We start from the raw sequence: 25,363 nt of genomic DNA on the forward strand, positions 1-25,363 counted from the left end.
GTAGACGCCAACGGAACCGATGCATGCTCGATCTCAACACCATCACTCACTTCGTCAAAAGCCGGATCGAACTGAAGGCGCTGATCGCGATCCTGACGGCCGCCTGCGGCATCTGGGCATTTATCGCGCTGGCCGGCGAAGTTCTGGAGGGCGACACACAAGCGTTAGATGAGGACATCCTCCTCTTGATGCGCAGTGCGGTCGATCCGCAGGAACCCCTCGGCCCTCCCTGGCTGGAAGTCCTCGGCCGGGACATGACGGCCTTTGGCGGAACCGGCGTTCTCATCATGGTGACGGCGTTCGCCGCACTCTACCTCTTCATGCAGGACAAGTGGCGCACGGCCCTCGTGGTTCTCGCGGCAATCGCGTCGGGTTTTCTCATGAGCCAGCTCCTGAAATGGGGCTTTTCGCGTCCCCGGCCCGATCTCGTTCCGCACGGAACCCATGTCTACACGGCGAGCTTTCCGAGCGGGCACGCAATGATGTCGGCCGTGACCTATCTCACACTCGCGATCCTTACCGCGCGTGTCGAACCGCGCATTCGGGTTCGGGCCTTTCTCGTCACCTGTGCCGTCATTGTGACTTTCCTCGTCGGTGTGAGCCGGGTTTATCTCGCCGTTCACTGGCCAAGCGACGTCCTCGCCGGCTGGACGATCGGCGCGGCTTGGGCGATCGGCTGGTGGTTCGCCGCGCGATGGGTTGAAGGGGCAGCCGTGACCAAACCGGAGACTTCGAACCTCGCCCAGGATCGCAGGCTCCCGCAATCGAAAAATTCGGGGTAACGGCAAAGCGCCCGCACGAAAGGCTAATTGCTCGCTCCCACCGGCCTTCGTAAGCTGCACTGAATTCGGTAGAATGGGTTAGCCACTGCCGTTCGGACGCGAAGAGTGATCATGACGACCTTTCTTCTCATCGACGACCATCCGCTGTTCCGCGACGCCCTGCGCGCGGCGATCGAGGCGGCCGTGCCGGACTCGCAGACCGTGGAAACCGACACGATCGAAGCCGCCATCAAGGCCGTCGACGACAGCGAGACGAGCTTCGATCTAGCGCTTCTCGATCTCACCATACCGGGTGTTTCCGGTTTCGAGGGGCTCCTCGAATTGCGGGCGCGGTTCCCGAAACTACCGATCCTCGTCGTCTCGGCGCTCGATGACCCCAAGATCGTGCGGCGCGTCCTTTCCTACGGCGCGGCCGGTTTCGTGTCGAAATCGGCCAAGAAGCTCGATCTCGCGACCGCGATCACCGAGGTCCTGTCCGGTTCGGTCTATGTGCAGGACGAACTGATCGCCAACGGACCGGAAGACCACCCGGACGTCGACTCCCTCGCCTCGCGTGTCGCAAGCCTCACGCCACAGCAGCTTCGCGTTCTGTCGATGATCCGCCAAGGGCTTCTCAACAAGCAGATCGCCTATGAACTGTCCGTCGGCGAAACGACGGTGAAGGCGCATGTCTCGGAGATCCTGCGCAAGCTCAACGTCTTCAGCCGCACCCAGGCGGTGATCGAAATCTCCAAACTCGACTTCGACAATCTCGCCACCCCGTTCTCCGAGACGAAGACGCTCGATCGCGCGCCTGGCTGAAGATTATCGGCAGATATCGTTTGCGGTTCGACCTATCTCTTGAAGGCGCCGGGCTGTGGAAGCAGTACTTGCCGGCCCGCCTCGAGGACAACTTGAAAAGCTCCCGACGACAAAAGATCGAAAAGAGTGCAGGCTGACCCTTCCCTAGCGAGCGCCTGGTCGCCGCCGCAGCGCATTCGCCCGATCGCGATCGGCCTCATCGTCGAAGACGGTCATGCGCTGCTGATGGAAGTTCGGGACCGGTCCGGAACGCTGAAGGGCTTTCGTCCGGTCGGAGGCGGTATCGAATTCGGCGAGGCCGCCGGACATGCGCTCACGCGGGAATTCCAGGAAGAACTCGGATGGAAACCGCTCGATCTCCAGTTCATCACGGTGTGCGAGAACCTTTTCGAGCATAACGGTTCGCCGGGTCATGAGATCGTCTTCGTATTCAAGGGCCGTCGGCCGAATGATGCGCCTCCGCCCGACCACAGAACGCGGATCGACTTCGAAGATCACGGTACCCCGACATCGATCCGATGGGTTCGCGCGGGAGACCTCGCCGGAACACCGCTGTTTCCCGATCAGATCGCGCCGCTTCTCAAGGCACGGATCGATCGCGATTGAGCGAAACTGGTAAGCGGGGTATATTAAACAGGGGCGTGTGAAGGAGTTTATCCGATGAACATCGAGCTGCTGCAGCCCAAGCCATTCGATCTTGTTTCCAGCAAAATCCTTCTCGCCGGAAATGCGGTCGCGTTCGAAGGTACCTTGAGTGTCTCCGTCAGCGAGGGCCATGACGAGATTACCGGATTTGTCCAGGTCGGTTCGACGTCGATCCGCCAGTTTCAGGGCGAGATCGACATCCCCAGCGATGCCGCCTTTCAGCTGAGCCGGCTCTTTGTGACCGTTTCAGACGATACCGCCGGCGGCGGCGAAGCACCTCCCCCCACAATGACCGTTCCAGTCTTCTACGGACCGATGATCCTGCCGGACTATGTCGGCTTCCGGAACTACACGGTCCAGCGCGGGGACACGCTTTCGGCGATCGCCCAGCGTTTCTACAACGATCGCAACCAGTTCCGCGTGATCCAGCAGGCGAACGCCCACGTCGTCGAGGACCCGAACGTTATCTTCCCCGGCCAGATGCTCCGCATTCCAGTCGCGGACTGACGCCAAACGCTATTTCGGCACGTTATCGATGCCGCCCTTGCCGAACGGGCCGCATCGGCCGACGCGCTTGGCCGTCAGCCATCCACCGCGCAGAAGACCATGGCGGGCGATGGCCTCGTATCCGTATTCGGAGCAGGTCGGAAGATGCCGGCAATGTCCGCCGATCAGCGGCGAAAAGGTGAGCTGGTAGGCGCGAATGAGGACCGTTCCGACCACGCGGCCGGGTGTCTTGCGCCAGGGTCCGGCGTAGTTACGAGACATCTTCGCCGGCCTCGCGAAGGATGGTTTCGATCGCCGACCTGAGTTGAGGAATGTCTCTCCTCGCTGTGTCGACGACAACTTCTATTAGGACATCCTCATAGTCGTGGACGATAATGTGCCGCATTCAGTAGGCCGGCGCGAGCTCGAGTTCAGAATTAGCCGCAACGAATTCGGGATTCCGCCGAAGGAGCCGTCCGGAGACCTCCCCGACTTGTTCAATCACTTTGGTCAGCGCGAGCTCGTGAATGCGGCTTTCCGAGAACAGCGCGTCCGGTTGCCCTGAAATCATTTCTTCCGCTTCGACACACCAGCGGCGCAAGAGAAGAAGTAGTCCGACAATATCGTCGCTCAGCCCGGTCACAGTGGCTGAGCACCTCGGGCAATACGTTTGCCAAAGCGAGTGCGCTCGCTGCTGTCGAGACGAATATCGACTCCTACTCCCAGAAGTTCTTCCAGGCTCAATTCGATACGCGCGAGATCGAAGAGCGTAAATGACGCTTCCCGCTCGCTTTTTCTCTTGAGATCAACGAGAATATCCAGATCACTCTCCTCCGTATCCTCACCCCGTGCCACCGAGCCGAAGACGCGTGGATTGCTTACCGGATAGCGCGAAAGTATCTCGCGGATCGTTTCGCGGTGCTTTTCGAGCGCTTCCGAGGGCTTCATCCTGTCTATCTCCGCAAAGCCGAGCGTCGTTCCTGGGCTCAGGCGGCAGCCGTGGTCTCGCCCTTTTCGATCTGGTCGAGGGCATCGACAACCGCGTCGAAGGTCAGCATGGTGGAGGCATGGCGGGCCTTATACTCGCGCACCGGCTCGAGATATTTGAGGTCTTCGAAGCGGCCTTCGGGTGCCGGGCCGTTTTCCTTCAGCATGGCGCGCATGGTCTGCCGCACCGCACGGAGCTCCTCGGGCGTCGCACCGATGATGTTGCGTGCCATCACCGAAGACGATGCCTGTCCGAGCGCACAGGCTTTCACTTCGTGGGCGAAATCCGAAACCGTGCCATCTTCGAGCTTCAGGTCGATCGTCACCGTCGAGCCGCAGAGCTTGGAATGGGCCGTCGCGCTGGCGTCTGGTGCGTCCAGGCGGCCCGTGCGCGGAATATTGCCGGCGAGTTCCAGAATGCGGGCGTTGTAGACTTCGTCGATCATGTTCCGAACCTGTTGTTCTCTATGGCTTGCGCATCGCAACGGCGATCTCGCAAGGCAGTCTCGCTTTTGGTGTCTATCATTCGTCGCTCGGCCTCATTATATAGGCGCGACAGCGATAGGCCGAAAGCCCTCGGTTCTTCCCCCGGATGATGCCGAGACGCCTTGCCGCGACTGAATATTTGACGATACGGCGAAACTGGAGACGTCGTGACCAAGGATACCAAGACGAACCTGCCGGTCCCGACCCAAGAAGCCCCCGATGTCCACTCCGTCTGGGTGGCTGCGCGTATTCCGCATTTCAGGGAGAAAGCCCCGATGGACGCCGTGGTAAAGCAGTTCCCGGACCGCTCGCAGATCGAAAATACGGGCCGGCCGGATCGTGCCGAAGCCGAGGAAGCGGTCCGCACGCTCCTGCGCTGGATGGGCGAAGACCCGACCCGCGAAGGCCTGCTCGAAACCCCGGCCCGCGTCGTCAAGGCTTATGACGAACTCTTCGGCGGCTACAAGCAGGATGCAGCTGATGTGCTCGGCCGCACCTTCGAGGACGTCTCGGGCTACGAGGACATGGTCCTCGTCAAGGACATCGATTTCCACTCCCACTGCGAGCACCACATGGTGCCGATCATCGGCAAGGCCCACGTCGCCTATGTGCCGAACGGCCGCGTTCTCGGCCTCTCCAAGATAGCCCGTCTTGTCGACATCTACGGCCGCCGGCTGCAGACGCAGGAGTCGATGACGGCACAGATCGCCGACGCCATGCAGCGCCTGCTTCAGCCCTCCGGCGTCGCGGTGATGATCGAGGCCGAGCATCTCTGCATGTCGATGCGCGGCATCCGCTCGAAGGATGCGACGACGATCACCACGGCCTTCAACGGCGAGTTCAAAGCCGACAAGGAACTGAGCCGGCGCTTCATGAAGCTGGTCGGCCAGTCGGCCTGACGCACTCCACAATGGCGGCAATCTTCGCAGATCCAGCCGAGGCACGCGAGCAGGAAGAGGGTCTGACCCTCCGCCCGCGCTTCGACGCCAACGGCCTCGTCACGGCCGTCGTGACCGACCATGAAAGCGGGCGGCCGATGATGGTCGCCCACATGAATGCCGAGGCGCTGGACAAGACCATCGAGACCGGCATCGCCCATTACTGGTCCCGCTCGCGGCAGACGCTCTGGAAGAAGGGCGAGACCTCCGGCGCGCTCCAGAGCGTGCATGCGGTTCATGTCGATTGCGACCAGGATGCCGTCTGGCTTTCCGTCACCTCCGCCAAGCCCGAAGACACCTGTCACACGGGCCGCCCGAGCTGTTTTTATCGAAAACTCGATTTACAGAGCAGAAAGCTCGTTCCTTCAATTTCGTGAAAGTTCGCGCGTGTAGACTTGCAATCTCACCGTCCCGAATGGGCCGAACAGGAGGTTGCAAGTGCGAGGATGCTGCAGCGAGTTCTCAATTGGCGCGAAAATGCCGAACCGGTTCCGGTGATGGACGATACCAGCATTTTAGGTCTCGATACCGATCAGCCGCCTGAAACGCCGAAGCGCCGAAAGGAAGACCGCGAGGGGATCGCCCTCGCCCTCGGTGGCGGCGCGGCACGCGGCTGGGCTCATATCGGCGTTATCAAGGCACTTGAAGAAGCCGAAATCCCGATCTCGATGGTCGCCGGAACATCCATCGGCGCCCTGGTGGGCGGCTGCTACCTTGCCGGCAAACTCGATGAGCTCGAACATTTCGCCCGATCCCTCACCCGCCGCAGTATGTTCCGCTTTCTCGATTTCCAGATGGGCGGCAGCGGTCTCATTCGCGGCATGCGGCTGTCCAACCGGCTGACGGAGTCCCTCGAAGGCTACACCGTCGAAAAGCTCTCCAAGCCGTTCATTGCCGTTGCGACCGATGCCCGGTCGGGTCACGAGATCTGGATCGACAGGGGCCCGCTGGTTCTCGCCATGCGCGCCTCCTACGCCCTGCCGGGCGTGTTTGAACCGGTCGATTGCTCAGGCCGCCGCCTTCTCGATGGCGCACTCGTCAATCCGGTGCCCGCCAATGTCTGTCGCACCATGGAGGAGCGCCTCGTCGTCGCGGTGAACCTGCATCACGATCTGTACGGCCGGGCCGCCGTCGTCCGAATGGGCGCGCGGGACTGCGACGACACGAGCAATCAGGAGCATCGCGACCGGCGGAACCCGGATATGGCGGCACGCCGCGAGAATTTCGGCGTCATCCGCTCCATGGTCGATGCCTTCAACATCATCCAGGACCGCATCTCGCGGGCAAGGCTTGCGGGCGACCCGCCGGACATGACGGTAAGCCCACGGGTTCGCGAGATTGGCCTGTCGGAATTCCACCGCGCCGGCGAGGCGATCGAGATCGGTTACGAGTCCGCCATGGCGCGGATCACCGAAATCAAGCAGATCGCCGAAGAGGTCGCACGCATCCACGACTGACCCGCTCTTGGGGCGACGCGATGCGAAGGTCAGCTGGTGTGGATATAGTCCCGCATCATCGAGGCTTCCGCCTCGGCTTCGGAAATCTTGCGCTTCACCACGTCACCGATCGAGACGAAGCCGACCAGTGCCTCGTTCTCATCGACAACGGGCAAGTGGCGGAAGCGCTTCTCTGTCATCAGCCGCAAAGCTTCATCGATCGTGATATCCTCACGAACCGTGATCACTTTCGGCGTCATCGCCTCTTTCACAGGTTGCTTGAGAATTTCCGGGCCGCTCGCCGCGACGACGCGAACGATGTCACGCTCGGAGACGATACCGGCAAGACGCCCGTCCTCCTCGATGAGAATGATCGCGCCAATCCGCTTTTCCGAAAGAACCTTTGCGACCTCGGCCAAGGTCACGCTTGGCGTCAGGGTCGTCACGTCGCGACCCTTTTCCTCCAGAATTCGCTTGATCGTCATGCCATTTCACTCCTCGAATCCTGGCACCCTCCGCACATATCGTGCGACGGAGTGCCCTTTCCCGCAAGTGGGCTTTTCGAATGAGATCAGGCCAAGCTGTTGGGCGGCGGCCTTCTATCGAACAGCGCAAAGCCCAGAAATCCGAACGCGAAGCCGCCCAGATGGGCCTCCCAGGCGACGTTCCCTTCACCGAGCGCCCCACCGAGGCTGGTCGAAAACAGGAAATTCGTCACGAAGAACGCGGCAACGAAAACCACCACCGTTCGATTGGTGAGGCAGGTGGCGATCGGCTCCAGTGGCAGACGCATGTCTGCGCGCATGAGATTGACTCGCCCGCCACGCGGCAGCGCGAACCGGCTCGCTCCGCCCATCAGCGCTGAAACCGCGCCCGAAGCACCGATCACCGGCGCGAGCAGATCGGGATTGACCAGGAAGAACAGCGCGGCGCCCGCGACTGATCCGGCCAGGGAGAAGGCAATGAAACGCTGGGACCCAAGTCGGCGGGCGACGGGCGTTCCGAAGACCAGAAGCCACAGGCTGTTCAGACCAATATGCATGGCATCCCCATGCAGCAGCGTGTAGCTGACCGGCGTCCAGTAATCGACGCCGGCTAGCCGGTCCGAGCAGTCGATGGCAAGATCTCCGTAGCACCCCGGAATGAAAGCGAGGTTCAGGACGAAGGATCGCTCCAGTTCCGGTCCTGCTACATAGACGCGGAATACGTGTACGACCACCAGCACGGCAATGCAGACGAGGATGATCGTCGGCGCGTTGAAGGCCGGCGGCGGTCTCCGCCGGATCGGTTCATAGGGGTCGGGTTGTGGTGTCACGTCAAATCCGGTTCGGCTGTCTCATGTCGGATGGCAAGCTAGGGCGTAGTGTGGCGGCGGCATCAACACCGTCGATGAAGGGTCGAGATCACGGATCGCATACTGGTCAAACTTAAAAAAAGAGGCCGCCCTCGCGACTGATGCGCGCTGGCGGCCCTAAAATATCCGACGAGATGTGAGGTCAGGCACCCCGACAGTTTGATCCGTGCTGCAGATCGAGAACCGGTATTGTCCTGGAACCACTGATAGCTGGACTCCGCAGCGACCGCAAAGCGTATTCTAACTCATCGTTAACGCACCCCAAGGCAGCCCGTTAACCCCAAGCTCGCGATGCTTGGCATCTTCAGATTTGAAGCGAATTGCGAAAGAACGCCGCCGGACGAGAGCTCCCCGTGCGGCGGCGTTCCTGTGCCCCCGCAGCTATTCCGCGGGCTGACTGCGATCGCCGAGAAGCTGGGGCGGCCCCTTCAGCAGCTTCTCGTCGACAAAGGGGCTTGGGCTCGCGGCTTCCGCCTCGGCCTCGTTTCGATAGAACTGTTCGTTTCGGTAGAGCGGAAGTTTGTCGCGCCCGAGCGCTCGTAGGAGACCCCACATCAGAAGGAGCAGGACGAATGCGAACGGGAAGCCGGCAATGACGGCTGCCGCCTGAAGGGCATTGAGCCCACCGGCTGCCAGAAGGATCGCCGCGATCACGCCCTCGGTCGTGGCCCAGAACAGACGCTGGATCTTCGGTGGGTCGTCGTGCCCGCCCGCGGTCAGCATGTCGATGACGAAGCTGCCGGAGTCCGAGGACGTCACGAACCAGACGACGATCATCACGAGGATCAGGGTCTGTACGATCGAGGTGAGCGGATAGGACTCCATCAGGACGAAGATCGTGTTGCCGTAGCTCTCCTTGGTGGCCTCAATGAGGCCCGGATCGCCGTTGAGGCTCATCTCGACGGCGACGCCGCCGAAGGCCGTGAACCAGAAGAACAGGATCGCACACGGGATGAAGAGGACGCCCAGAATGAATTCGCGGATCGTACGCCCGCGCGAGATACGCGCGATGAAGATGCCGACGAACGGCGACCAGGAAATCCACCAGGCCCAGTAGAAGATCGTCCAGTTCACCTGCCAGTCGGTGCCAGAATAGGCCTCCGCCCAGGAACCGAAGACGATCATCTCGGAGAGGTAATTGCCGGTGTTTTCAAGGAAGCTGTCGAAAATATAGAGTGTCGGGCCGAAGATCACCGCGAAGGTGAGAAGCACGATCGTAAGCCAGATGTTGAAGGCCGACAGGCGGCGGATTCCGTCGTCGAGACCCATCATGACCGATGTCGCCGCGAAGGCCGTGATGATCGCGATGAGGATGATCTGCACGAAAGCATTGTTCGGAACGCCGAAGATCGTCTCCATGCCGTCATTGAGCTGGATCACGCCCAAGCCCAGGGTGGTCACGATACCGAACATTGTGCCGAACACTGCCAGAACGTCAACCGTATGGCCCCAGGGCCCGTATATCTTCTTGCCGATGAGCGGAAACAGCGCCGAGCGGATCGACAGGGGCAGACCGTGACGGAAATGGAAATAGGCAAGCGCCAGCCCGACCATCGCGTAGATAGCCCAGGCATGCAGCCCCCAGTGGAGGAAGGATAGGACCATCGCCTCCTTGGCGGCGGCGGCCGTCTCCGGCTCTTCGATCGGGGGAGAAAAGAAGTGGTAGAGCGGTTCAGCCACGCCCCAGTAGAGCAAGCCGACACCGATGCCGGCCGAAAACAGCATCGCGATCCAGTTGAACAAGCTGTATTCGGGCTGTTCTGTCTGCGCTCCAAGTCGAATATCGCCGTATCGGCTAAAAGCGAGATAAAAGCTCAAGACGAGAGCGATGTTCACGATGATGATGAACATCCAGCCGAACTTGTTGACGATCTCCTTTTGAAGCCAGGGAAAGACCTCGGAAGCCAACTCGGTAAAGAAGGCGCCAAAGACGATAAAGCCGAGAATAAGCACAGCGGAGGCGATGAACACCGGTACGCTGACATGAGGAAATGGCCCTAGGGCCCTCGCTTTGACTTCTCCGCCTGTACCGGTTTCGGCCATGCCTTCTCCTTCTCTCAATATTTCTGATTATTCGTTTCGTAACATGAAACCATAGGGCTGTCGCCAAAGCTTCAAATCTGCAATCGTGAACCGCCTAAACAATACACCCAGAGCGTGTAGTTGAGCCGATGCAACCCTTTCCGGCGCAAGCGCATTGTTTTGTCAGTTAAGAAAACGATGACGCACCAAAGCAGGAATTGAGCGATGATCCGCAGTATTCTGAAAGCCATCTTCGTGGGCTGGGTCGCCCGGAAATTTACAGGCCGAGGCCGTCGCCGCGCACCACGCCGCTACTGAGCGGTTGGCAATAGCAAGACGCAGACGTTGAGTGAAAAAGGGTCGGCACAGAGCCGGCCCTTTCTTTATGGGATACCAATCGGACCCGCGCACGGAAATGTCTTCCATCCGTCAGCCGATGAAACCGATGAACCGGCCGGCGAAGATAGCAAGCGTCCAGACGCACAGAGACACGAAAGCCGAAGCTTTAACGGACACGGATACGTTTCCTATCGAAGACGCATCACGCCATGACGGACGCGTATGCAGCCAGAGCGCATGGATAACTCCAATCGCGACGAGAAGGAGCTTGATCTGAAGCGCCGGATTGGCGGCATATTCGAAAGGCTCGACCGCAAAGAGCGCAAAGCCGGTGAGGAGCGCCGTGGCTAGACCGCCGGCCGCAATTTTCGGAAGAAGCTCAGCCAGCGGCGCGACGGGCACCGACCGGAAAGCGCCAAGCAAACGCAAATCGAGCGAGAGGATCGCACCGAACAAGGTCGCGAGGGATAGTATGTGCGCGGCGTTGACGAGCGGATAGGCGAGACGCGACGTCTTCATCGCTTCGGCGATAGGCGATGCCTCCACAGCGGCGAGGAACGCGTCGATCATTGTGCATGACCATCCACCAGCGATCCGAAATGCCGCACCTGTATAGCCGCTCGGTTTGTCGGCACCATCTCGATCAGCATGACCCCACGCATCTCATTCATTCTCGCAACCGTCATCGGCCTCGTAATGACCGCCTCAGCACTCGCCGCTCCGCTCTCTGCCTATCGCTGGGAAGCGCGGCCTCTCCTCATCTTCGCGCCCGAAACAAACGAAGCCCATCTCACGCGCCAGAGCGAATTGTTGGAACGGGCGAACGAAGCCATCGATGAACGCGACATGGTGGTTCTTCTCGTCACGAGCGACAAGGAAAACGCCGTCGCCCGTTTTGGACCACCGAAGCTCAAATCTGTTCGAGCGCCGCAAAACGAGGCACTTCGGAAAGCCTATTCCGTTGCCGCCGATCGGTTCACGGTTATTCTCGTCGGCAAGGATGGCGGCGAGAAAAACCGTTGGAGCGATGTCGTGGAACCGCAGCGGATCTTCGACCAGATCGATTCCATGCCGATGCGCCAGCGGGAAATGCGCGAGGGCGGATAAAACCGACCGCCCTCGCCTCGTTATGCGCTGTCAGGCGGCCGGTTCGGGCTCGAGCGTCTTTTCGCGGCGCGGATAGACGTCGTAGGTTTTCCCGTTCACCGTGATCGTCTCGGCCTTAAACGCGCGCTCGCTTTCGTCGCGCGAGCGGTGGCCGGTAAAGGTGGCGGCGTCACCGACATTCGCGACACCTTCGACGAAGCCGGCGCTTTCGGTGGCATAAGGCGGCGCGAGATCGACCTCCCAGATGCCCTCTTCATTCTCGATCTGGAGATGGGCGTGGGGATTTCCGAGCGAGATTTCCTGGATCGTTCCGGAAAGCCGCGATTCCTCGTCGGCCGTCCAAGACCAGCCATGATGTGCAAAGGCGAAGACGGGCGCGGCCACGAGGGCGATGGTGGCGATCGAGGCGCGCTTTGCGAAGGAGGCAGTGAAAGTTTTCATTCGTAGTCTCCTGATCTGAAAGGGAAATCAGGAACTGAATCTAGGCTGCGGCCAAGGAAACAACAGCCCTGCCCCCGCATCACAGCGCGATGACCATTGCGCGACCGCCTCGCTTCCTAGCCCCTTACTGCCCGGTCCATTCCGGCTTGCGCTTTTCCAGGAACGCGCCGATTCCTTCTTCGGCGTCCCTGGCCATCATGTTGTCGACCATGGTGCGGGCCGCGTAGTCGTAGGCTTCCGACAGGGGCATCTCCATCTGCCGGTAGAAAGCTTCCTTGCCGGTCCTGACGGTGAGCGGCGACTTGGACGCGATGGTGGTGGCGTATTTGCCGATGATGGTGCCGAGATATTCCGGCGGGACGACGCGGTTGATGAGGCCGAATTCGCGGGCGGTGCGGGCATCGATGCGCTCGCCGGTGAGCAGCATCTCCATGGCGTGCTTCGGGGCGACGTTGCGGGACAGGGCGACCATGGGCGTCGAGCAGAACAGGCCGATATGGACGCCGGGCGTCTGGAACTGGGCCTCCTCCGAGGCGATGGCGAGGTCGCAGGACGCGACCAGCTGGCAGCCGGCGGCGGTGGCGAACCCGCCGACCTCGGCGATGACCGGCTGCGGCAGGCGGACGATGGTCTGCATCAGATCCGAGCAGAGCCGCATAGTCTTTTCGTAAAAGGCGCGGCCACGGTCTTCGTCGGTGCGGTGGGCGGTGAGTTCCTTGAGGTCGTGGCCGGCGCAGAAGGTCTCGCCCTTGGCCGCGAGGATCACGACGCGGCAGTCGGTGTTTTCGGCGCAGCGTTCGAAGGCGGCCTTCAGCGTCTCCATGACTTCGATCGAGAGCACGTTGGCCGGCGGGTTGTTGAGGACGATCCGGGTGATGCCGGGCCCCTCCTCTATCGTGATCAACGCATCGCTTTTCGCTTCGGGCGACAATTCGACGATATCGGCCAAGGTGATGTCTCTTCAGGTCGTGATCTGGATGGCGGTGGCGGCAGTCACATCCACTGCGGCGTCTCGGTCGATTTCGGGCTTACCATTGGCAGGGCGAAACGCCTCGTATAGCCAACCCGTCATCAGTGCCGTTGAAATACAGTCAGACAGTGTCTGCTTCCCAAGCTCCAAGATAGGGCGGCGGGGCGGCGGGAAGCAAGACGAGGGGGCGACAAATGCAGGCGATCGACAGCGTGGACGCAATGGATGCGTTCCTGCACGAGCACTTTCCCGAACTCGCCGAAGCCCTGCCGGGCCTCAGCGTCGCCGAGGTCGCGCCGCGGCGGGCGGTGCTGAAGCTTCAGACCGACAAGCGGCATCTGCGGCCGGGGGGCACGGTGTCGGGCCCGACGCTGTTCACCATCGCGGACGTGACCGGCTGGCTGTCGATCCTGACCGAGATCGGGCCGAAGGCGCTGACGGTGACGACCAATCTCAACATCAACTTCCTGAAGAAGCCACAGCCGGGGGCGATCATCGGCCGGGGCCAGGTGCTGAAGCTCGGCAGCCGGCTGGGGGTGACCGAAGTCTCGATGCTCAACGAGAGCGACGGCGAGATCGTCGCTCATGCGACGGCCACCTATTCGATCCCGCCGAGGTAGATGCGGGACCTCGATTGGTTCCGACATATATGTCACAGGTGAAACACGACTGTTTGAGCCGTCACTTTAACGCTTCATTTAGACTGTGCCGTGACCCTGTTCGCATCTGAAATCGCGAAGAGGGGAATTCGCAATGAAGGTAACGAGACGCTCGCCGAGCCTGGGGATCGCCGCGGCATTCGTGGTGATGGGCCTGCCGGTCGCGCTGATGATGATCGGCGGCTGACGCACTCGGCTCAAGCGTCCGGCGATCGACCAAGATCGCCCGACCCTTTCGTGTTCTTGAGTGCCGCGCCGGGTGGTCGAAAAACCGGTGGCCACTTTTTCGCCCGGCGCTTCGAGAGGGGACGCAAGCCGTTCCGGCATCGGCCGGGGCGGCTTTTTTCCTGAAGTAGCGGCCAGGCCGGGCCGGCGTGGATGCCGCTTCCTGTCGCCCATGCTTCGCCGTCCCGCACCGCACCGCGGCCGGGTTCGATCGTCTCGCCTTTCTGGTCCCCGGCGTCAGGGACGCCGCTCTGTCCGCCACCGCCTGTCAGGGCGGCGATGCGCCGGAGGCAAGCCCTCCGAATTTGGTATGTTACGGCTCGCCTCCAGCGCACCGCGCGGGGTTTGTCGAACTCGCTGCGCCCGAACTTCGGGGCCTGCCTCGCTGGAACCGATCCATGCCAGCCTTGCGCCGCGCCTTGGGGGCGGCGAAGGGGGGATGAGACCGGCCCGGCCAAGGCCTGACCCGTGGTTAGAGCGGCTGCCGGCGCTTCGGACGCGTTTCAACGCCCTCAAGCGGACCGATCCGCACCCGCGCCGTATTACGCGAGGGGCCGGCGGAGCCGCGAGCCGTCCGGGACGCGATCCCTCCGGAAGAGACCACGCCGCAGACCCGCACCATCCGTCCGAGAGCGATCCCGGTGATCACCCGTGCCCCTGGAGCGGAATGGCTGCGGGGATTATGAGGGTGTGGGGTGGGGTGGGGATAAGAATTTCATTTGGCGGCACTGTGATTTCCTCCGCACCGTCGTCATCCCGGGCTTGACCCGGGATCCATGCCTGAAGTCTCTCCGCCATCTCGTGGTTCTTCGTGGGTACGGACCAAGCGTCGATCCGATGGGACTCACAAATGGATCCCGGCTCGGAAGCCGGGATGACGAAGCTCTCAGGGTATCGTTGAGGGCCGATAGGAATGCGCGACTCAACTACTTTACCTCACACTTGCCAACATCGAGTCCGACCCAGAAGCGGCTTGTTTCATCGTATTCCAACCCACTGACGTTTACGAGAATTCGGTTGCCGTCGTCGAAGAGGCGATCGGCAGCCATCGCGATGGCATTGCTGGAGACAAGCTTCACATTGCTAACGTCAAGGCAGGCATCGACGGACAGCACATATCCGTTGAATTAGGCATGGGCGAACACGCTCGGAGATTTCGAGGTCCGATAAGTGAATTCGATTTCCAGATTTCCGACGTCAACGACTAGTGGGAAAGCGGCGTGATGCTGAGGCGTTGCCACGCATCTGACCACGAACTCTGGCCCTTCTCCCACAACGAAAAATCGGCTTCGCTGACATACAAGGCACACTCTTCGACATCGTATGTCAGGATTTGAAGAGCGAAATTCGTTCGTGAGAGGATGTTGTCATCTGCGAGCGCCGGAGACGCGCTACCGATGCGGCGGAATAATACTATTCTCGTAAAATCTGGCTTGTTGCCAATTAAATAAGCTCAATAATAAGCTGCGGGTTAAAATAATATCTAATAAACTAGGTCGTTATAACGCGGCATCACCTTCATCAGCGCAGACAATCTATTACCATCTTTGATGACTAGATATTCACGCGGCTGTCTAAAATTGAAACACGTCATATTCAACATCTCAATTCATAAGGAGTCGTTCTTAATAAAATTAAGGCGAACAAAGATCGATGTAATCGATGGATTCTATCAATGAAAGAGCAACCTCAGTGGCGTTTGCTGCGGCAACGCTCCTGATTTCGTTCCCCGTCTCTTTATCCAAATCTCCCTTATACTCGCAAATGTCCGAAATGCCGCGCACAATCACTCCTCCAAATAAGTTACTACAACCACCTTCTGAATCTGGAGTGGCCCTAGCGCTTTCCACGGCCCGCAAGACTCCGTAGCTCTCCATATCCACAGCTAAAACTGGACTGTCTTCCCATTGAACCCGATCTGAGTCTCCCCGCTGGCGATGGACATCGAGGTGAACTTTTGCGTTCTTCTCGACAAGATATTCTCGATACTCAGTGCTATCCACCACATGATGGCTGCCCAGCAACCACCCAAAATGCACTTCGCGATCGCGGCCCGACGACTCGAGCTCAGAGAACCTTTTTGGAAGCTTATCCTTCCGCAAAGGAATGAGCTTACTGCATCGTAGATGTGCTTCGATGCTTGATATCAAGCCATCCATCGGCCTCGAATGAGCTATCTTTCTCTCGTATCGAAGAAACGACGACGAAAGAAAACGATCGCGTTCATCAACTACGATCTCGCCTTTTGCCGCACTTTTCAATTCTTTTTCGCCACCGAATATGTAACGAGAGCTCGTTTCTTCTTTGTAGATTTGAGCAACCTTGTCGCTTGCGTAAAATTTTGCTCCGTTTGACACAACTACGTCGCCAAGCCCGACGGTTATCGGGTCAAGTGATCCTGCAATTCCGACCATGACGACAAGATGTGGGGTTACTGTCGCAATTGCGGAACCAGTGCCCACTACGGCCTCGATATGCCCCATGCCGTCCAGCGTCTGAACTGCAACGGAAACCTTTCCATGAGGTGACTCATACGTACAATAATAGCGCTTGCGAGCGGTTGTAGCTGTCCAATTAGGCCTACTGCTGACTACATCATGGAAGTATTTTCTTTCCTCGGGAAGAGCTACGACCAAGACTATATTTGCAATTGGCAAATCGATAGATCTATGCATCATCGCGCTTTCTCGAGCGGCCTTCTTCCTGTTTCTCGCCATAAAATCAGTAGACCCTGCGTTTCCCAACCCGCGCGCTAGCTTCGAACGCACGATACCTTTGCTTATTGGCCAACAAATTATCAAGTCCAGCAATCACACTAGAACTTGGCACTAAACTTTCGAGCGTGAAAACCACCTTTACACACCCTGTTCTAATTTCGATGATTTTTAGTTCCGAAATCAAAGACCTCTCTAGAAAACTTTTAATTGAATATATTATATTAAAAATGGGAATTTTCTCGTATTTTTTTTCTATATCTTTGAATAAAACAGGTCCATTTCGGTCGCTTGGCCAGTCTGCATCTATATGCACACTTACATAATCAATCTCTTGTCTATTAGGAACTGGGTAAAAGTAAACCATGTTCGGAAAGCGATCGTCGTTTTCACCCAACATCGCAAACAGTTCACTTCGCGGATCACGCATGCGGCTTGCCCGTTTCATCTACCTACGTCAATCAAGATAACGACCGTAAGATTTTGTATGACTCTCGCTTTCGGAATCCATAAGCGTTCCATCTCGGGGTTCGTTTCGATGCCAACTGGTGCTCGGCGGCAACTATCTCAGATAGTCGTGCTCTACTTAATCTGGCGGGTCAATAGGAATTTACGATGCTCAACAGAAAACGGATCTCTTCACCTTCCGTTCCGGTTGGCCTGTCCTGAAATTTGTTTCAGCGAATTACCCTACGTAATTTCAAAGATTTTCAGCAATTTTGGCCAAGTCAATTAAGTTTGGGTGGGCGAATGCCCCTTTGGCGTGACGGGTGAACGTAGAAAAATTTTCTGCTATCTAAAGAAAATTGAGTGCCAATAATCTGATTGATGCGGAGACCGGTTAGCAAGATGGCCGTTTTGATAGACCTATCGCCGCGGCCGCCCGGTCTTGCTCGGCCGGCGTTTGCGGCATTTCTGGCCGGATTCGTCCTCGTAGGAGCCTCGCCCAACGCGGTGGCGGCGGATGGGTTCGGCGGTGTTGGATATGTGGAGCTACCGTTCCAACAGCTTGTCGTAATCCGCATGGGTGCCGATCCAGAACCAGATGCAATCATCTCCCTGTCGGACAGCAAGTGCGCGGGTGCGAAGACCGACACGGGATGACCAGAAGCGGCCGACTGGCTTGAAATGCAAGGAGGGATGCGAGGGGTCCGTCTTCATCAGTTTAAAGCTGCGATCCGCCAAACGTTGGGTCTTCGACGGTAGGGCCTCATAGGCCTTCCAGAAGGTCGGGGTCGCATGATGGTTCACAGACGACGGGTGCAGCCTGAGGCGAAGTCGGCAAGGGCTGCATCGGCGAAAGCGTCGAGACGGCCGGAGGTCGCGTCCTCTTCGATCGCCGCGTCGAAGCGTTCGGCGTCGTAGGCGTCGAACCATTCGCGAAAGCGGGAGAGTTCGTCGGCCGAAAGTGCGGCTACGTCGCGTTCGATCTTTTCGAGTTTGGTCATGCGGACAACCTGCGGAACGATTTCCGAGATTGTACGGGATTCTTTCCGCTTTCGCACGGAATTTGCGGATCGGTTTCCGCATGGAAGCGGAAGGAAATCCGGGTGGCTTTCATAGCGGTGCGTTTACCGTCCCGGCCGGCCGGTCTTGCTCGGCCGGCGTTTGCGGCGTTTCTGGTCTGATTCGTCTTCGTAGGAGCCTCGGCCGACGCGGTGGCGGCGGATGGGTTCGGCGGTGTTGGGATCGGTTCTGGGCTCGCTGGCTTTGTTCGCGGTGGAGGGTTCTGTACCCCCCTCTGTCGCCTTCGGCGCCTGGGCGCGAGTCGCGTGCCTCGCCCCGTCCTGCGGACCCCCCTCAAGGGGGGAGAGGGTCCCAGACGCTGGCTTTTTCGGCTTCGCCTTGTCCACCGGCTTTTCGGTTCGACCCACCGTCATTTCATCCAAGGTGTTCTTGCGGAACAGGGACTTGCCCGCCGGGGTCGCGGTGTCGGTGCCGGGGCCCATGTCATCCAGCGAGGGTTTGCGGAAGAGTGAGGCGGGGGCTTCGACTTCGCCGGAGCCGCGGGGCTTGAGGGGTTCGCCGCGGGGGCCGAAGCGGTCGCCGCCGATGGGGCCTCGGTCGCGCTTGGCCTTCTTGCCGTATTTCGACTTGCCGGAGGCGGGGGACATCGCCTCTTCTTCCATGGCGATGGCGGCGGAGGCGGGGTCGGCTTCCTCGACGGCGTTCTTTGCGCCGCCTTTGCCTTTTGCGCTCTTCGCCTTGCCGGAGCTGGCGCCACTGCTGGACACGTCGCCGAATTCCAGCTCCTTGGCCTGGAGCTTCTTGATCTCGTCGCGGAGTTTGGCGGCCTTCTCGAAGTCGAGATCGGCGGCGGCCTCGCGCATGGACTTTTCCAGATGCTCGATATGGGCGCGCAGATTGTTGCCGACGAAGGCGCCGGAATCCTCAGAAACCCCGCCGGTATCCACCCGGACGTGATCCTTCTCGTAATAGCTGTCGAGGATGTCGGCGATCTTCGCCTTCACCGAGGCCGGGGTGATGCCGTGCTCGGCATTATAGGCGAGCTGCTTCTCGCGCCGCCGGTCGGTCTCGGCGATGGCGCGCTCCATCGAGCCGGTCTTGTTGTCGGCGTAGAGGATGACCTTGCCGTCGACGTTTCGGGCGGCGCGGCCGATGGTCTGGATGAGCGAGGTTTCCGAGCGGAGGAAGCCTTCCTTGTCGGCATCGAGAATGGCGACGAGGCCGCATTCGGGGATGTCGAGGCCCTCGCGCAACAGGTTGATGCCGACGAGGCAATCGAAGGCACCGAGGCGGAGATCGCGGATGATCTCGATGCGCTCCAGCGTGTCGATGTCCGAATGCATGTAGCGCACGCGGATGCCCTGCTCGTGGAGATATTCCGTCAGGTCCTCGGCCATGCGCTTGGTGAGGACCGTGCAGAGGACGCGGTAGCCCTTCTCGACGGTTTCGCGGATCTCGCCGAGGAGATCGTCGACCTGGGTGCGGGCGGGGCGGATCTCGACCGGGGGATCGGTCAGGCCGGTGGGGCGGATGACCTGCTCGGCGAAGACGCCGCCGGACTGTTCCATCTCCCAGGTGGAGGGGGTGGCCGAGACCGCGACGGTCTGCGGGCGCATGGCGTCCCATTCCTCGAAGCGTAAGGGGCGGTTGTCCATGCAGGACGGCAGGCGGAAGCCGTATTCGGCGAGCGTCGCCTTGCGGCGGAAGTCGCCGCGATACATGGCGCCGATCTGGGGCACGGTGACGTGGGACTCGTCGATGAAGACGAGGGCGTTGTCGGGCAGGTATTCGAAGAGCGTGGGCGGCGGGTGGCCGGGCTGGCGGCCGGTGAGATAGCGCGAATAGTTCTCGATGCCGGGGCAGGAACCGGTGGCCTCGATCATCTCGATGTCGAAACGGGTGCGCTGTTCGAGACGCTGGGCTTCGAGCAGGCGGCCGGCCTTTTCGAGCTCGACGAGGCGGTGCTTCAGCTCCTCCTTGATGGACTTGATCGCCTGATTGAGCGTCGGGCGCGGCGTGACATAGTGGGAGTTGGCGTAGATCTTCACCGACTTCAGATCGTCGGTCTTCCGGCCGGTGAGCGGATCGAATTCGTGGATCGCCTCGATCTCGTCGCCAAAGAGCGAGATGCGCCAGGCGGCATCCTCAAGGTGGGCGGGAAAGATCTCGATGGTGTCGCCCTTCACGCGGAAGGAGCCGCGCTGGAAGTCCATGTCGCGGCGCTTGTATTGCTGGGCGACGAGATCGGCGAGGAGCTGGCGCTGGTCGAGGCGGTCGCCGACCGACATCTGGAAGGTCATCGCCGTATAGGTCTCGACCGAGCCGATACCGTAGATGCAGGAGACCGAGGCGACGATGATGCAGTCGTCCCGCTCCAGAAGCGCGCGGGTGGCGGCGTGGCGCATCCGGTCGATCTGCTCGTTGATCGAGGATTCCTTCTCGATATAGGTGTCCGAGCGCGGGACGTAGGCCTCCGGCTGGTAGTAGTCGTAGTAGGAGACGAAGTATTCGACCGCGTTGTCCGGGAAGAAGGACTTGAACTCCCCGTAGAGCTGGGCGGCGAGCGTCTTGTTGGGCGCGAGGATCAGCGCCGGGCGCTGGGTGCGCTCGATGACATTGGCGACGGTGAAGGTCTTGCCCGAGCCGGTGACGCCGAGGAGGACCTGCGTCTTGTCCTCGTCGCCGACGCCGGAGACGAGATCGGCGATGGCCGTCGGCTGGTCGCCCATGGGGGTGTAGTCCGACGCGATGCGGAATTTCACGCCGCCTTCCGACTTGTCGGGCCGGGCGGGGCGATGGGGGATCCAGAGTTCGCCGTTCTTGTGCAGCGGGTTGCCGGAAGAGATGAGGTCCGACAGGGCCTGGACGGTGGCGGTGACGCCGCCTTCGGGCAGGGATTTCGCGTCCTCGAGGGAGACGTCCATGCCGGCGACGGGATTGAGGCCGGCGGCGGCGCGCTTCCTGGGGTCGGACGTGCCGCCCATGGAGGTGCCGCGCGCCGATTTCATCGGCTTCTGGTTCTTATCGCTGGCGGCGGTGCGCGGCTTCGCTTTCGGCTTGGGGTCGCGGGCGGAGGTCTTGGGCTTTGCGTCGGCGTCCCCGGGCGCTGCGTCCGGGTCGTCGGCCGTGCGTTCGGCGCGGGTTTCGGCGGTCTTGGCGATTTCCTCGGCCCAGGAGCCGATGGGGCCGGAAAAGGTCTCCGACGCGTCGAATTCGGCCTGGGGGGCTTCGCCGAAGCCCTCGGGCGAGCCGCGACGCGCCGGGCGTGTCGGGTCGAACGCGGTCTCTTCGTCGAACGTCTCGGTGTCGGACGAGCGGGACGCGGGCTTGCGCGATGCGGACTTGCGGGGTCGGGAGGCCATGGCGGAACATATAGAGACCGCGACGGCCGGATGGAAGGCGGGAAACGGGCTCGATTTATGCGGCGCAAACGCACCGTCGAAGGCTGATCGTCAGCCCTTCGCGGTCAGCAGCCAGGCGGTCTCGTCGACGTCGTCGTGGCGCTTGAGGCCACCGGGGATGCGGCCCTGTTCCAGGAGATGCGGCAGGTAGCGCGCGCCGTGGACGCGGTCGATCTCGGCGGCGTCCACCGAAAAGGGCGGGCCGTCGAAGAGACGCTGGTCGTAGTCGAAGCTGAGGAGCAGCTGGCGCGCTGCGTCGGTAATCTCGGCGAGATGGGCGGCGTAGCGGGCTCGCATGTCCGCCGGCAGGGCGACGAGGGCGGCTCGGTCGTAGATGGCATCGACGGGACCGAGCTGGTCCCATGTGAGGGCGAAGACATCACCGACGAAGATGTCGATGTTCGGGGCGCTATAGCGGGTGAGCTCGCCGTCCTCGGTGATGGACGGTTCGAGGCCGAGATCGTCGAAGAGCTGACGGATCGCGATCGGGCTGAGATCAATGCCGACGACGCGGAAGCCACGGCCGAGGAGCCAGTGGATGTCGATCGCCTTGCCGCAGAGGGGCAGGAAGATACGCGCGCCCTCGGCGAGTTCGAGCGCGTCGAAATGCTTGATCAGGAGGCGGTTGGGCTTGCCCTCGTGGAAAGCGGTCTCGCCCTTGTCCCAGCGCTCGTGCCAGAAATCCGCTTCCATGTCCGGTCTCCTCGAAGGCGGTCAGAGCGCGTCGATCAGTGCTCCGACGATATGGTCCTGAACCTCTTCGGAGAGATAGGGATGCATGGGCAGGCTGATCACCTCATGCGACAGTCCGTCGGTCTCCTCCAGCACGTTGCCGGCAACCGGGAAACGATCGTAAGCGGTCTGGCGATGGAGCGGGATCGGGTAGTAGACCGCCGTCGGCACGCCCGCCTCGCGCAGCGCGGCCTGAACGGCCTCGCGCTTCGACGGTTCAGGCAGGCGGACGGTGTACTGCGCCCACGTCGAGACAGCACCCTCGGCGAGCTTCTGGGGGACGACGTGGCCTTCGAGCTTGGCGTGATAGCGCGCGGCGATCCGCATGCGGGTCTCGATCTCTTCGGGGAAGATCGCAAGCTTCTCCAGAAGGATCGCGGCCTGCAGCGTGTCCATGCGGCCGTTCATGCCGATACGCACACAGTCGTACTTGTCCTTGCCCTGACCGTGGACGCGCATGGAGCGCATGATGGAGGCAAGATCGTCATCATTGGTCTGGATGGCACCGCCATCGCCGTAGCAACCGAGCGGTTTGGCCGGGAAGAAGCTGGTCGAGACGACGTCGGCCCATTCGATGGAGAGCTTGCCGTTGGTGGTGGCACCATAGCCCTGAGCGGCATCGGAGATCAGCTTTAGGCCGTGCGAGTCGCAGACGGCGCGGATGGCGGCGTAATCGGCGGCCTGCCCGAAGAGATCGACAGCGATGACGACTCGCGGCGTCAGCTTGCCCTCCCGCTTGACCGCCTCGATGGCGAGGTCGAGCTTCGCCGCGTCCATGTTCATCGTGTCGCGCTCGACATCGACGAAGACCGGCGAGGCGCCGAGCCACGCGACGACTTCCGCCGTCGCGGCAAAGGTGAAGCTCGGGCAGAAGACGGCGTCGCCCGTGCGCAGGCCCCAGGCCATCAGCGGCAGGGCGAGCGCATCCGTGCCGGACGAGCAGGACAGGGTGTGCTTCGCCTGTCCGAACGCATCAAGCGCCTGCTCCAGCTCAGTGATTTCCGGCCCCATGATGTAAGCGCCATGATCGAGCACCGTCGCCATGCGTCGATCGACCTTGTCGCGAATGCGGTCGCGCTGGGTCGCGAGATCGATGAACGGAATGGCTTGGGGCGGAGGTGTCCGATTCATGGGAAAAATGGTCTCGTTGAAAGCTGTTGCAGCGCAGCAGGTGACGCAGATCGCGCCGTGGTGCCAGTCAAAAAAGATAACGGTCGTTCATCAAGGCTGAGACGCGGCCAGAATGAGCGGCCTCTGCCATATTGCAAAGCGACTTGTCGCGCCCGATTATGGCGGTATCGCGCCGGTTTCCGGCGGCAGCCCCCTCGCCCCTTCTCAGCTTGCGTGAGGCTTGCGGCGCAGATCAGGCCGCTTTCTTCTCCGCGAGAATACCGAGCACGTACATCGCGACCGTCGCGCCGGCTATGGCGGTGATGTCGGCATGATCGTAGGCCGGCGCGACTTCGACGACATCCGCGCCGACGAATTCGAGATTCTTCAGATGGTGGAGAACGGCGAGCATCTTTGCCGATGACGGCCCGCCGGCGACGGGCGTTCCGGTGCCGGGCGCGAAGGCCGGATCGAGGCAGTCGATGTCGAAGGTGAGGTAGACGTTTGTGCCCTTCGTGCGTTCGTAGATCTGCTCGGCGATCGCTTTCGAGCTCATCTCCTCGATATCGTAGCCATAGAGGATATCGACGCCGCAGGTCTCCGGCGCATGGGTGCGGATGCCGATCTGGATCGAGGTGTCCGGATCGATCAGCCCGGTCTCGACGGCGGCTTTCACGAAGGAGCCGTGATCGACGCGCGCCTCGTCGCCCTCGGCCTGATCGCGCGCCACCGGCCAGGTGTCCTGATGGGCGTCGAACTGAACCAGCGAAAGCGGCTCGTGCCACTCGCGAAACGCCTGAAGCAGCGGGAAGGTGACGGAATGGTCGCCGCCGAGCGAGAGAAGGAAGCCGGTCTTTTCCAGAAGATCGCTCGCCTGCGCACGAATGGCCGCATGGGCCGTCTCGGGCCGACGATAGTCGAGGGCGCAGTCGCCGAAATCGGCAACCGACAGCCGCTCGAACAGGTCGCGGTGGAAGGGATATTGCGGATCGTTGTCGAAGATCGCCGAGGCCCGGCGGATCGCCTGAGGACCGAAGCGGGCGCCCGGCCGGTTCGACACGGCGCAGTCATAGGGAATGCCCCAGACCGTCACGTCCGTGCCGGTGACGTCCTTCGTGAACCGCCGCCGCATGAAGGAGAGCGCGCCCGCATAGGTAGGATCGCCGGCCGCTCCGAGCGTTCCGGTGGCTGTGAAGGCGTGGTCGGGATTGGGGTCTGCCATGGCTGCATTCCTCAAAAAGAAAGCCGCCGAGAGATCCCGGCGGCTTTGTAGAAATTCGAGACTGGCGCTCCGAAACCGGAGCCCGTTCGATCAGCGCTTGGAGAACTGGAACGAACGACGGGCCTTGGCGCGGCCGTACTTCTTACGCTCGACCACACGCGAGTCGCGGGTCAGGAAGCCGCCCTTCTTGAGGACCGGACGCAAGCCCGGCTCGTAGAAGGTGAGAGCGCGCGAGATGCCGTGACGAACCGCACCGGCCTGACCGGACAGGCCACCGCCGGCAACCGTCGCGATGATGTCGAACTGGCCGTCGCGATCAGCGGCGACGATCGGCTGGCGCAGAACCATCTGCAGGACCGGACGGGCGAAATATTCCGCGAAGTCCTTGTCGTTGACGATGATCTTACCGGAGCCGGGCTTCACCCAGACGCGGGCAACGGCGTCCTTGCGCTTGCCCGTGGCATAGGCGCGGCCGTACTGGTCGAGCTTCTGGACATGGACCGGAGCCTCGGGCTGGACGCCCGTTTCGGCCTGGCCGAGATCTTCGAGGGAGGAAAGCTGGGACATGGAAATTATGCGGCCTTCGCGTTCTTGGAATTCATGGCGCGGACGTCGAGCGTCTCGGGCTGCTGTGCCGTGTGCGGATGCTCGCTACCGGCATAGACGCGGAGATTCTTGAGCTGCTGGCGTCCCAGCGGACCGCGCGGGAGCATGCGCTCGACGGCCTTTTCGACGACGCGCTCCGGGAAACGGCCTTCGAGGATGTCGCGCGCCTTGCGCTCCTTGATGCCGCCCGGATGGCCGGTGTGCCAGTAATAGGTCTTGTTCCAGTACTTCTTGCCCGTGAGCACGGCCTTGTCGGCATTGATGATGATGACGTTGTCGCCATCGTCCACGTGCGGGGTGAAGGTGGCTTTGTGCTTGCCGCGCAGGCGGAGCGCGACGAGCGAAGCGAGACGGCCGACGATCAGTCCTTCGGCATCGATCAGAATCCACTTCTTCTCGATCGTCTCGACCTTCTGCGTGAAAGTCTTCATGG

The 25,363-nt window shown here is 61.0% G+C and carries 29 protein-coding genes and 1 pseudogene; 10 read left to right on the forward strand and 20 right to left on the reverse strand.

Going from position 1 to position 25,363, the window contains the following annotated elements:
* Positions 1–23: 23 nt before the first annotated feature.
* From ABRA89_RS03210 to ABRA89_RS03225, 4 genes are all read left to right on the forward strand, one after another.
* Positions 24–782, forward strand: a complete 759-nt coding sequence (locus ABRA89_RS03210) for a phosphatase PAP2 family protein (protein ID WP_349940018.1) — start codon at positions 24–26, stop codon at positions 780–782.
* A gap of 111 nt (positions 783–893) precedes the next feature.
* A complete protein-coding gene (locus ABRA89_RS03215) occupies positions 894–1,583 on the forward strand; it encodes a response regulator transcription factor (RefSeq protein WP_349940019.1) in 690 nt (229 codons plus the stop codon).
* Positions 1,584–1,709: 126 nt separating this feature from the next.
* Positions 1,710–2,189, forward strand: a complete 480-nt coding sequence (locus ABRA89_RS03220) for an NUDIX hydrolase (protein ID WP_349940020.1) — start codon at positions 1,710–1,712, stop codon at positions 2,187–2,189.
* Positions 2,190–2,243: 54 nt separating this feature from the next.
* Positions 2,244–2,735, forward strand: a complete 492-nt coding sequence (locus ABRA89_RS03225; protein WP_349940021.1) for a LysM peptidoglycan-binding domain-containing protein — start codon at positions 2,244–2,246, stop codon at positions 2,733–2,735.
* A gap of 12 nt (positions 2,736–2,747) precedes the next feature.
* Here ABRA89_RS03225 and yidD read toward each other — a convergent pair.
* The 5 genes and pseudogenes from yidD to ABRA89_RS03250 form a co-directional block, all read right to left on the reverse strand.
* Positions 2,748–2,996 (reverse strand): annotated as a pseudogene (gene yidD, locus ABRA89_RS03230) (membrane protein insertion efficiency factor YidD); the annotation flags it as partial.
* Complete coding sequence (locus ABRA89_RS03235) at positions 2,986–3,120, reverse strand: HepT-like ribonuclease domain-containing protein (RefSeq protein WP_349940022.1); 135 nt, start codon at positions 3,118–3,120, stop codon at positions 2,986–2,988. The pseudogene yidD and the gene ABRA89_RS03235, both read right to left, overlap by 11 nt.
* A complete protein-coding gene (locus tag ABRA89_RS03240) occupies positions 3,121–3,357 on the reverse strand; it encodes a hypothetical protein (protein WP_349940023.1) in 237 nt (78 codons plus the stop codon). It lies immediately after the preceding gene.
* Entirely contained in the window at positions 3,354–3,662 is a 309-nt protein-coding gene (locus tag ABRA89_RS03245) for a nucleotidyltransferase family protein (protein WP_349940024.1), read from the reverse strand. Before ABRA89_RS03245 ends, ABRA89_RS03240 begins: the two co-directional genes overlap by 4 nt.
* Positions 3,663–3,700: 38 nt before the next feature.
* Positions 3,701–4,147, reverse strand: coding sequence for an iron-sulfur cluster assembly scaffold protein (locus tag ABRA89_RS03250; RefSeq protein WP_349940025.1), 447 nt, complete (start codon positions 4,145–4,147; stop codon positions 3,701–3,703).
* 315 nt (positions 4,148–4,462) lie between these two features.
* Here ABRA89_RS03250 and folE point away from each other — a divergent pair, with 315 nt between their 5' ends.
* The 3 genes from folE (at position 4,463) to ABRA89_RS03265 (ending at position 6,582) form a co-directional block, all read left to right on the forward strand.
* Entirely contained in the window at positions 4,463–5,086 is a 624-nt protein-coding gene (folE, locus tag ABRA89_RS03255; protein ID WP_349940303.1) for a GTP cyclohydrolase I FolE, read from the forward strand.
* Between the two features lie 11 nt (positions 5,087–5,097).
* Positions 5,098–5,502 carry a phosphoribosyl-AMP cyclohydrolase gene (gene hisI / locus ABRA89_RS03260; protein ID WP_349940026.1) on the forward strand — a complete coding sequence of 135 codons (405 nt, stop codon included), beginning with the start codon at positions 5,098–5,100 and terminating at the stop codon, positions 5,500–5,502.
* A gap of 69 nt (positions 5,503–5,571) precedes the next feature.
* Positions 5,572–6,582 carry a patatin-like phospholipase family protein gene (locus tag ABRA89_RS03265; RefSeq protein ID WP_349940027.1) on the forward strand — a complete coding sequence of 337 codons (1,011 nt, stop codon included), beginning with the start codon at positions 5,572–5,574 and terminating at the stop codon, positions 6,580–6,582.
* A gap of 29 nt (positions 6,583–6,611) precedes the next feature.
* Here ABRA89_RS03265 and ABRA89_RS03270 read toward each other — a convergent pair whose 3' ends face one another.
* The 4 genes from ABRA89_RS03270 to ABRA89_RS03285 all read right to left on the reverse strand — a co-directional run bounded on the left by ABRA89_RS03270 (position 6,612) and on the right by ABRA89_RS03285 (position 10,846).
* The gene (locus ABRA89_RS03270) at positions 6,612–7,046 is read right to left on the reverse strand and encodes a CBS domain-containing protein (protein ID WP_349940028.1); all 435 of its coding nucleotides are present in this window, start codon (positions 7,044–7,046) and stop codon (positions 6,612–6,614) included.
* An 86-nt stretch (positions 7,047–7,132) separates the two neighbouring features.
* Entirely contained in the window at positions 7,133–7,876 is a 744-nt protein-coding gene (locus ABRA89_RS03275) for a rhomboid family intramembrane serine protease (protein WP_349940029.1), read from the reverse strand.
* Positions 7,877–8,296: 420 nt separating this feature from the next.
* Complete coding sequence (locus tag ABRA89_RS03280; protein ID WP_349940030.1) at positions 8,297–9,958, reverse strand: BCCT family transporter; 1,662 nt, start codon at positions 9,956–9,958, stop codon at positions 8,297–8,299.
* 408 nt (positions 9,959–10,366) lie between these two features.
* Positions 10,367–10,846 (reverse strand): DUF2214 domain-containing protein, encoded by a 480-nt coding sequence (locus ABRA89_RS03285; RefSeq protein WP_349940031.1) that lies wholly within the window; start codon positions 10,844–10,846, stop codon positions 10,367–10,369.
* Between the two features lie 78 nt (positions 10,847–10,924).
* On the opposite strand from ABRA89_RS03285, the gene ABRA89_RS03290 reads away from it, so the two are divergent.
* A complete protein-coding gene (locus ABRA89_RS03290) occupies positions 10,925–11,383 on the forward strand; it encodes a DUF4174 domain-containing protein (RefSeq protein ID WP_349940032.1) in 459 nt (152 codons plus the stop codon).
* A 30-nt stretch (positions 11,384–11,413) separates the two neighbouring features.
* On the opposite strand, the gene ABRA89_RS03295 is transcribed toward ABRA89_RS03290, so the two are convergent.
* Complete coding sequence (locus tag ABRA89_RS03295; protein ID WP_349940033.1) at positions 11,414–11,824, reverse strand: DUF6152 family protein; 411 nt, start codon at positions 11,822–11,824, stop codon at positions 11,414–11,416.
* A gap of 124 nt (positions 11,825–11,948) precedes the next feature.
* Positions 11,949–12,773, reverse strand: coding sequence for an enoyl-CoA hydratase (locus tag ABRA89_RS03300; protein ID WP_349940034.1), 825 nt, complete (start codon positions 12,771–12,773; stop codon positions 11,949–11,951).
* Between the two features lie 215 nt (positions 12,774–12,988).
* Between ABRA89_RS03300 and ABRA89_RS03305 the strand changes: the two genes are divergently transcribed.
* Positions 12,989–13,414 (forward strand): PaaI family thioesterase, encoded by a 426-nt coding sequence (locus tag ABRA89_RS03305; RefSeq protein ID WP_349940035.1) that lies wholly within the window; start codon positions 12,989–12,991, stop codon positions 13,412–13,414.
* A gap of 1,898 nt (positions 13,415–15,312) precedes the next feature.
* Here ABRA89_RS03305 and ABRA89_RS03310 read toward each other — a convergent pair.
* Positions 15,313–16,356, reverse strand: a complete 1,044-nt coding sequence (locus ABRA89_RS03310; RefSeq protein WP_349940036.1) for a 5'-methylthioadenosine/S-adenosylhomocysteine nucleosidase family protein — start codon at positions 16,354–16,356, stop codon at positions 15,313–15,315.
* A gap of 43 nt (positions 16,357–16,399) precedes the next feature.
* The gene (locus tag ABRA89_RS03315) at positions 16,400–16,840 is read right to left on the reverse strand and encodes a hypothetical protein (protein ID WP_349940037.1); all 441 of its coding nucleotides are present in this window, start codon (positions 16,838–16,840) and stop codon (positions 16,400–16,402) included.
* Positions 16,841–17,241: 401 nt separating this feature from the next.
* Here ABRA89_RS03315 and ABRA89_RS03320 point away from each other — a divergent pair, with 401 nt between their 5' ends.
* The gene (locus ABRA89_RS03320; RefSeq protein ID WP_349940320.1) at positions 17,242–17,496 is read left to right on the forward strand and encodes a hypothetical protein; all 255 of its coding nucleotides are present in this window, start codon (positions 17,242–17,244) and stop codon (positions 17,494–17,496) included.
* A gap of 143 nt (positions 17,497–17,639) precedes the next feature.
* Here ABRA89_RS03320 and ABRA89_RS03330 read toward each other — a convergent pair whose 3' ends face one another.
* The 7 genes from ABRA89_RS03330 to rplM form a co-directional block, all read right to left on the reverse strand.
* Positions 17,640–17,840 carry a hypothetical protein gene (locus ABRA89_RS03330; RefSeq protein WP_349940039.1) on the reverse strand — a complete coding sequence of 67 codons (201 nt, stop codon included), beginning with the start codon at positions 17,838–17,840 and terminating at the stop codon, positions 17,640–17,642.
* Positions 17,841–17,963: 123 nt separating this feature from the next.
* Complete coding sequence (uvrB, locus tag ABRA89_RS03335) at positions 17,964–21,221, reverse strand: excinuclease ABC subunit UvrB (RefSeq protein ID WP_463671246.1); 3,258 nt, start codon at positions 21,219–21,221, stop codon at positions 17,964–17,966.
* A gap of 90 nt (positions 21,222–21,311) precedes the next feature.
* Positions 21,312–21,953, reverse strand: coding sequence for a thiopurine S-methyltransferase (gene tmpT, locus ABRA89_RS03340; protein ID WP_349940040.1), 642 nt, complete (start codon positions 21,951–21,953; stop codon positions 21,312–21,314).
* A gap of 21 nt (positions 21,954–21,974) precedes the next feature.
* Positions 21,975–23,123 (reverse strand): DegT/DnrJ/EryC1/StrS family aminotransferase, encoded by a 1,149-nt coding sequence (locus ABRA89_RS03345; RefSeq protein ID WP_349940041.1) that lies wholly within the window; start codon positions 23,121–23,123, stop codon positions 21,975–21,977.
* Between the two features lie 232 nt (positions 23,124–23,355).
* Positions 23,356–24,324, reverse strand: a complete 969-nt coding sequence (gene speB / locus ABRA89_RS03350) for an agmatinase (RefSeq protein ID WP_349940042.1) — start codon at positions 24,322–24,324, stop codon at positions 23,356–23,358.
* Positions 24,325–24,414: 90 nt separating this feature from the next.
* A complete protein-coding gene (gene rpsI / locus ABRA89_RS03355; protein ID WP_349940043.1) occupies positions 24,415–24,891 on the reverse strand; it encodes a 30S ribosomal protein S9 in 477 nt (158 codons plus the stop codon).
* 5 nt (positions 24,892–24,896) lie between these two features.
* The gene (rplM, locus tag ABRA89_RS03360) at positions 24,897–25,361 is read right to left on the reverse strand and encodes a 50S ribosomal protein L13 (RefSeq protein ID WP_349940044.1); all 465 of its coding nucleotides are present in this window, start codon (positions 25,359–25,361) and stop codon (positions 24,897–24,899) included.
* Between the last annotated feature and the right edge of the window lie 2 nt (positions 25,362–25,363).

It is taken from the genome of Fulvimarina thalattae, from assembly GCF_040239565.1.
Taxonomy (GTDB): Bacteria; Pseudomonadota; Alphaproteobacteria; order Rhizobiales; family Rhizobiaceae; genus Fulvimarina.

Excerpts from the sequence above, each read along its gene's own strand:
- ABRA89_RS03295 (WP_349940033.1), bottom strand. The coding sequence starts at position 11,824 with ATGAAAACTTTCACTGCCTCCTTCGCAAAGCGCGCCTCGATCGCCACC.
- ABRA89_RS03320 (WP_349940320.1), top strand. The coding sequence starts at position 17,242 with ATGGCCGTTTTGATAGACCTATCGCCGCGGCCGCCCGGTCTTGCTCGG.
- ABRA89_RS03310 (WP_349940036.1), bottom strand. The coding sequence starts at position 16,356 with ATGATGCATAGATCTATCGATTTGCCAATTGCAAATATAGTCTTGGTC.
- ABRA89_RS03235 (WP_349940022.1), bottom strand. The coding sequence starts at position 3,120 with ATGCGGCACATTATCGTCCACGACTATGAGGATGTCCTAATAGAAGTT.
- ABRA89_RS03280 (WP_349940030.1), bottom strand. The coding sequence starts at position 9,958 with ATGGCCGAAACCGGTACAGGCGGAGAAGTCAAAGCGAGGGCCCTAGGG.
- ABRA89_RS03315 (WP_349940037.1), bottom strand. The coding sequence starts at position 16,840 with ATGAAACGGGCAAGCCGCATGCGTGATCCGCGAAGTGAACTGTTTGCG.
- ABRA89_RS03330 (WP_349940039.1), bottom strand. The coding sequence starts at position 17,840 with ATGACCAAACTCGAAAAGATCGAACGCGACGTAGCCGCACTTTCGGCC.
- ABRA89_RS03265 (WP_349940027.1), top strand. The coding sequence starts at position 5,572 with ATGCTGCAGCGAGTTCTCAATTGGCGCGAAAATGCCGAACCGGTTCCG.
- ABRA89_RS03245 (WP_349940024.1), bottom strand. The coding sequence starts at position 3,662 with ATGAAGCCCTCGGAAGCGCTCGAAAAGCACCGCGAAACGATCCGCGAG.
- ABRA89_RS03285 (WP_349940031.1), bottom strand. The coding sequence starts at position 10,846 with ATGATCGACGCGTTCCTCGCCGCTGTGGAGGCATCGCCTATCGCCGAA.
- ABRA89_RS03270 (WP_349940028.1), bottom strand. The coding sequence starts at position 7,046 with ATGACGATCAAGCGAATTCTGGAGGAAAAGGGTCGCGACGTGACGACC.
- rplM (WP_349940044.1), bottom strand. The coding sequence starts at position 25,361 with ATGAAGACTTTCACGCAGAAGGTCGAGACGATCGAGAAGAAGTGGATT.
- ABRA89_RS03250 (WP_349940025.1), bottom strand. The coding sequence starts at position 4,147 with ATGATCGACGAAGTCTACAACGCCCGCATTCTGGAACTCGCCGGCAAT.
- speB (WP_349940042.1), bottom strand. The coding sequence starts at position 24,324 with ATGGCAGACCCCAATCCCGACCACGCCTTCACAGCCACCGGAACGCTC.
- rpsI (WP_349940043.1), bottom strand. The coding sequence starts at position 24,891 with ATGTCCCAGCTTTCCTCCCTCGAAGATCTCGGCCAGGCCGAAACGGGC.
- ABRA89_RS03210 (WP_349940018.1), top strand. The coding sequence starts at position 24 with ATGCTCGATCTCAACACCATCACTCACTTCGTCAAAAGCCGGATCGAA.
- ABRA89_RS03290 (WP_349940032.1), top strand. The coding sequence starts at position 10,925 with ATGACCCCACGCATCTCATTCATTCTCGCAACCGTCATCGGCCTCGTA.
- ABRA89_RS03305 (WP_349940035.1), top strand. The coding sequence starts at position 12,989 with ATGCAGGCGATCGACAGCGTGGACGCAATGGATGCGTTCCTGCACGAG.
- uvrB (WP_463671246.1), bottom strand. The coding sequence starts at position 21,221 with ATGGCCTCCCGACCCCGCAAGTCCGCATCGCGCAAGCCCGCGTCCCGC.
- ABRA89_RS03215 (WP_349940019.1), top strand. The coding sequence starts at position 894 with ATGACGACCTTTCTTCTCATCGACGACCATCCGCTGTTCCGCGACGCC.
- ABRA89_RS03225 (WP_349940021.1), top strand. The coding sequence starts at position 2,244 with ATGAACATCGAGCTGCTGCAGCCCAAGCCATTCGATCTTGTTTCCAGC.
- ABRA89_RS03345 (WP_349940041.1), bottom strand. The coding sequence starts at position 23,123 with ATGAATCGGACACCTCCGCCCCAAGCCATTCCGTTCATCGATCTCGCG.
- tmpT (WP_349940040.1), bottom strand. The coding sequence starts at position 21,953 with ATGGAAGCGGATTTCTGGCACGAGCGCTGGGACAAGGGCGAGACCGCT.
- hisI (WP_349940026.1), top strand. The coding sequence starts at position 5,098 with ATGGCGGCAATCTTCGCAGATCCAGCCGAGGCACGCGAGCAGGAAGAG.
- folE (WP_349940303.1), top strand. The coding sequence starts at position 4,463 with ATGGACGCCGTGGTAAAGCAGTTCCCGGACCGCTCGCAGATCGAAAAT.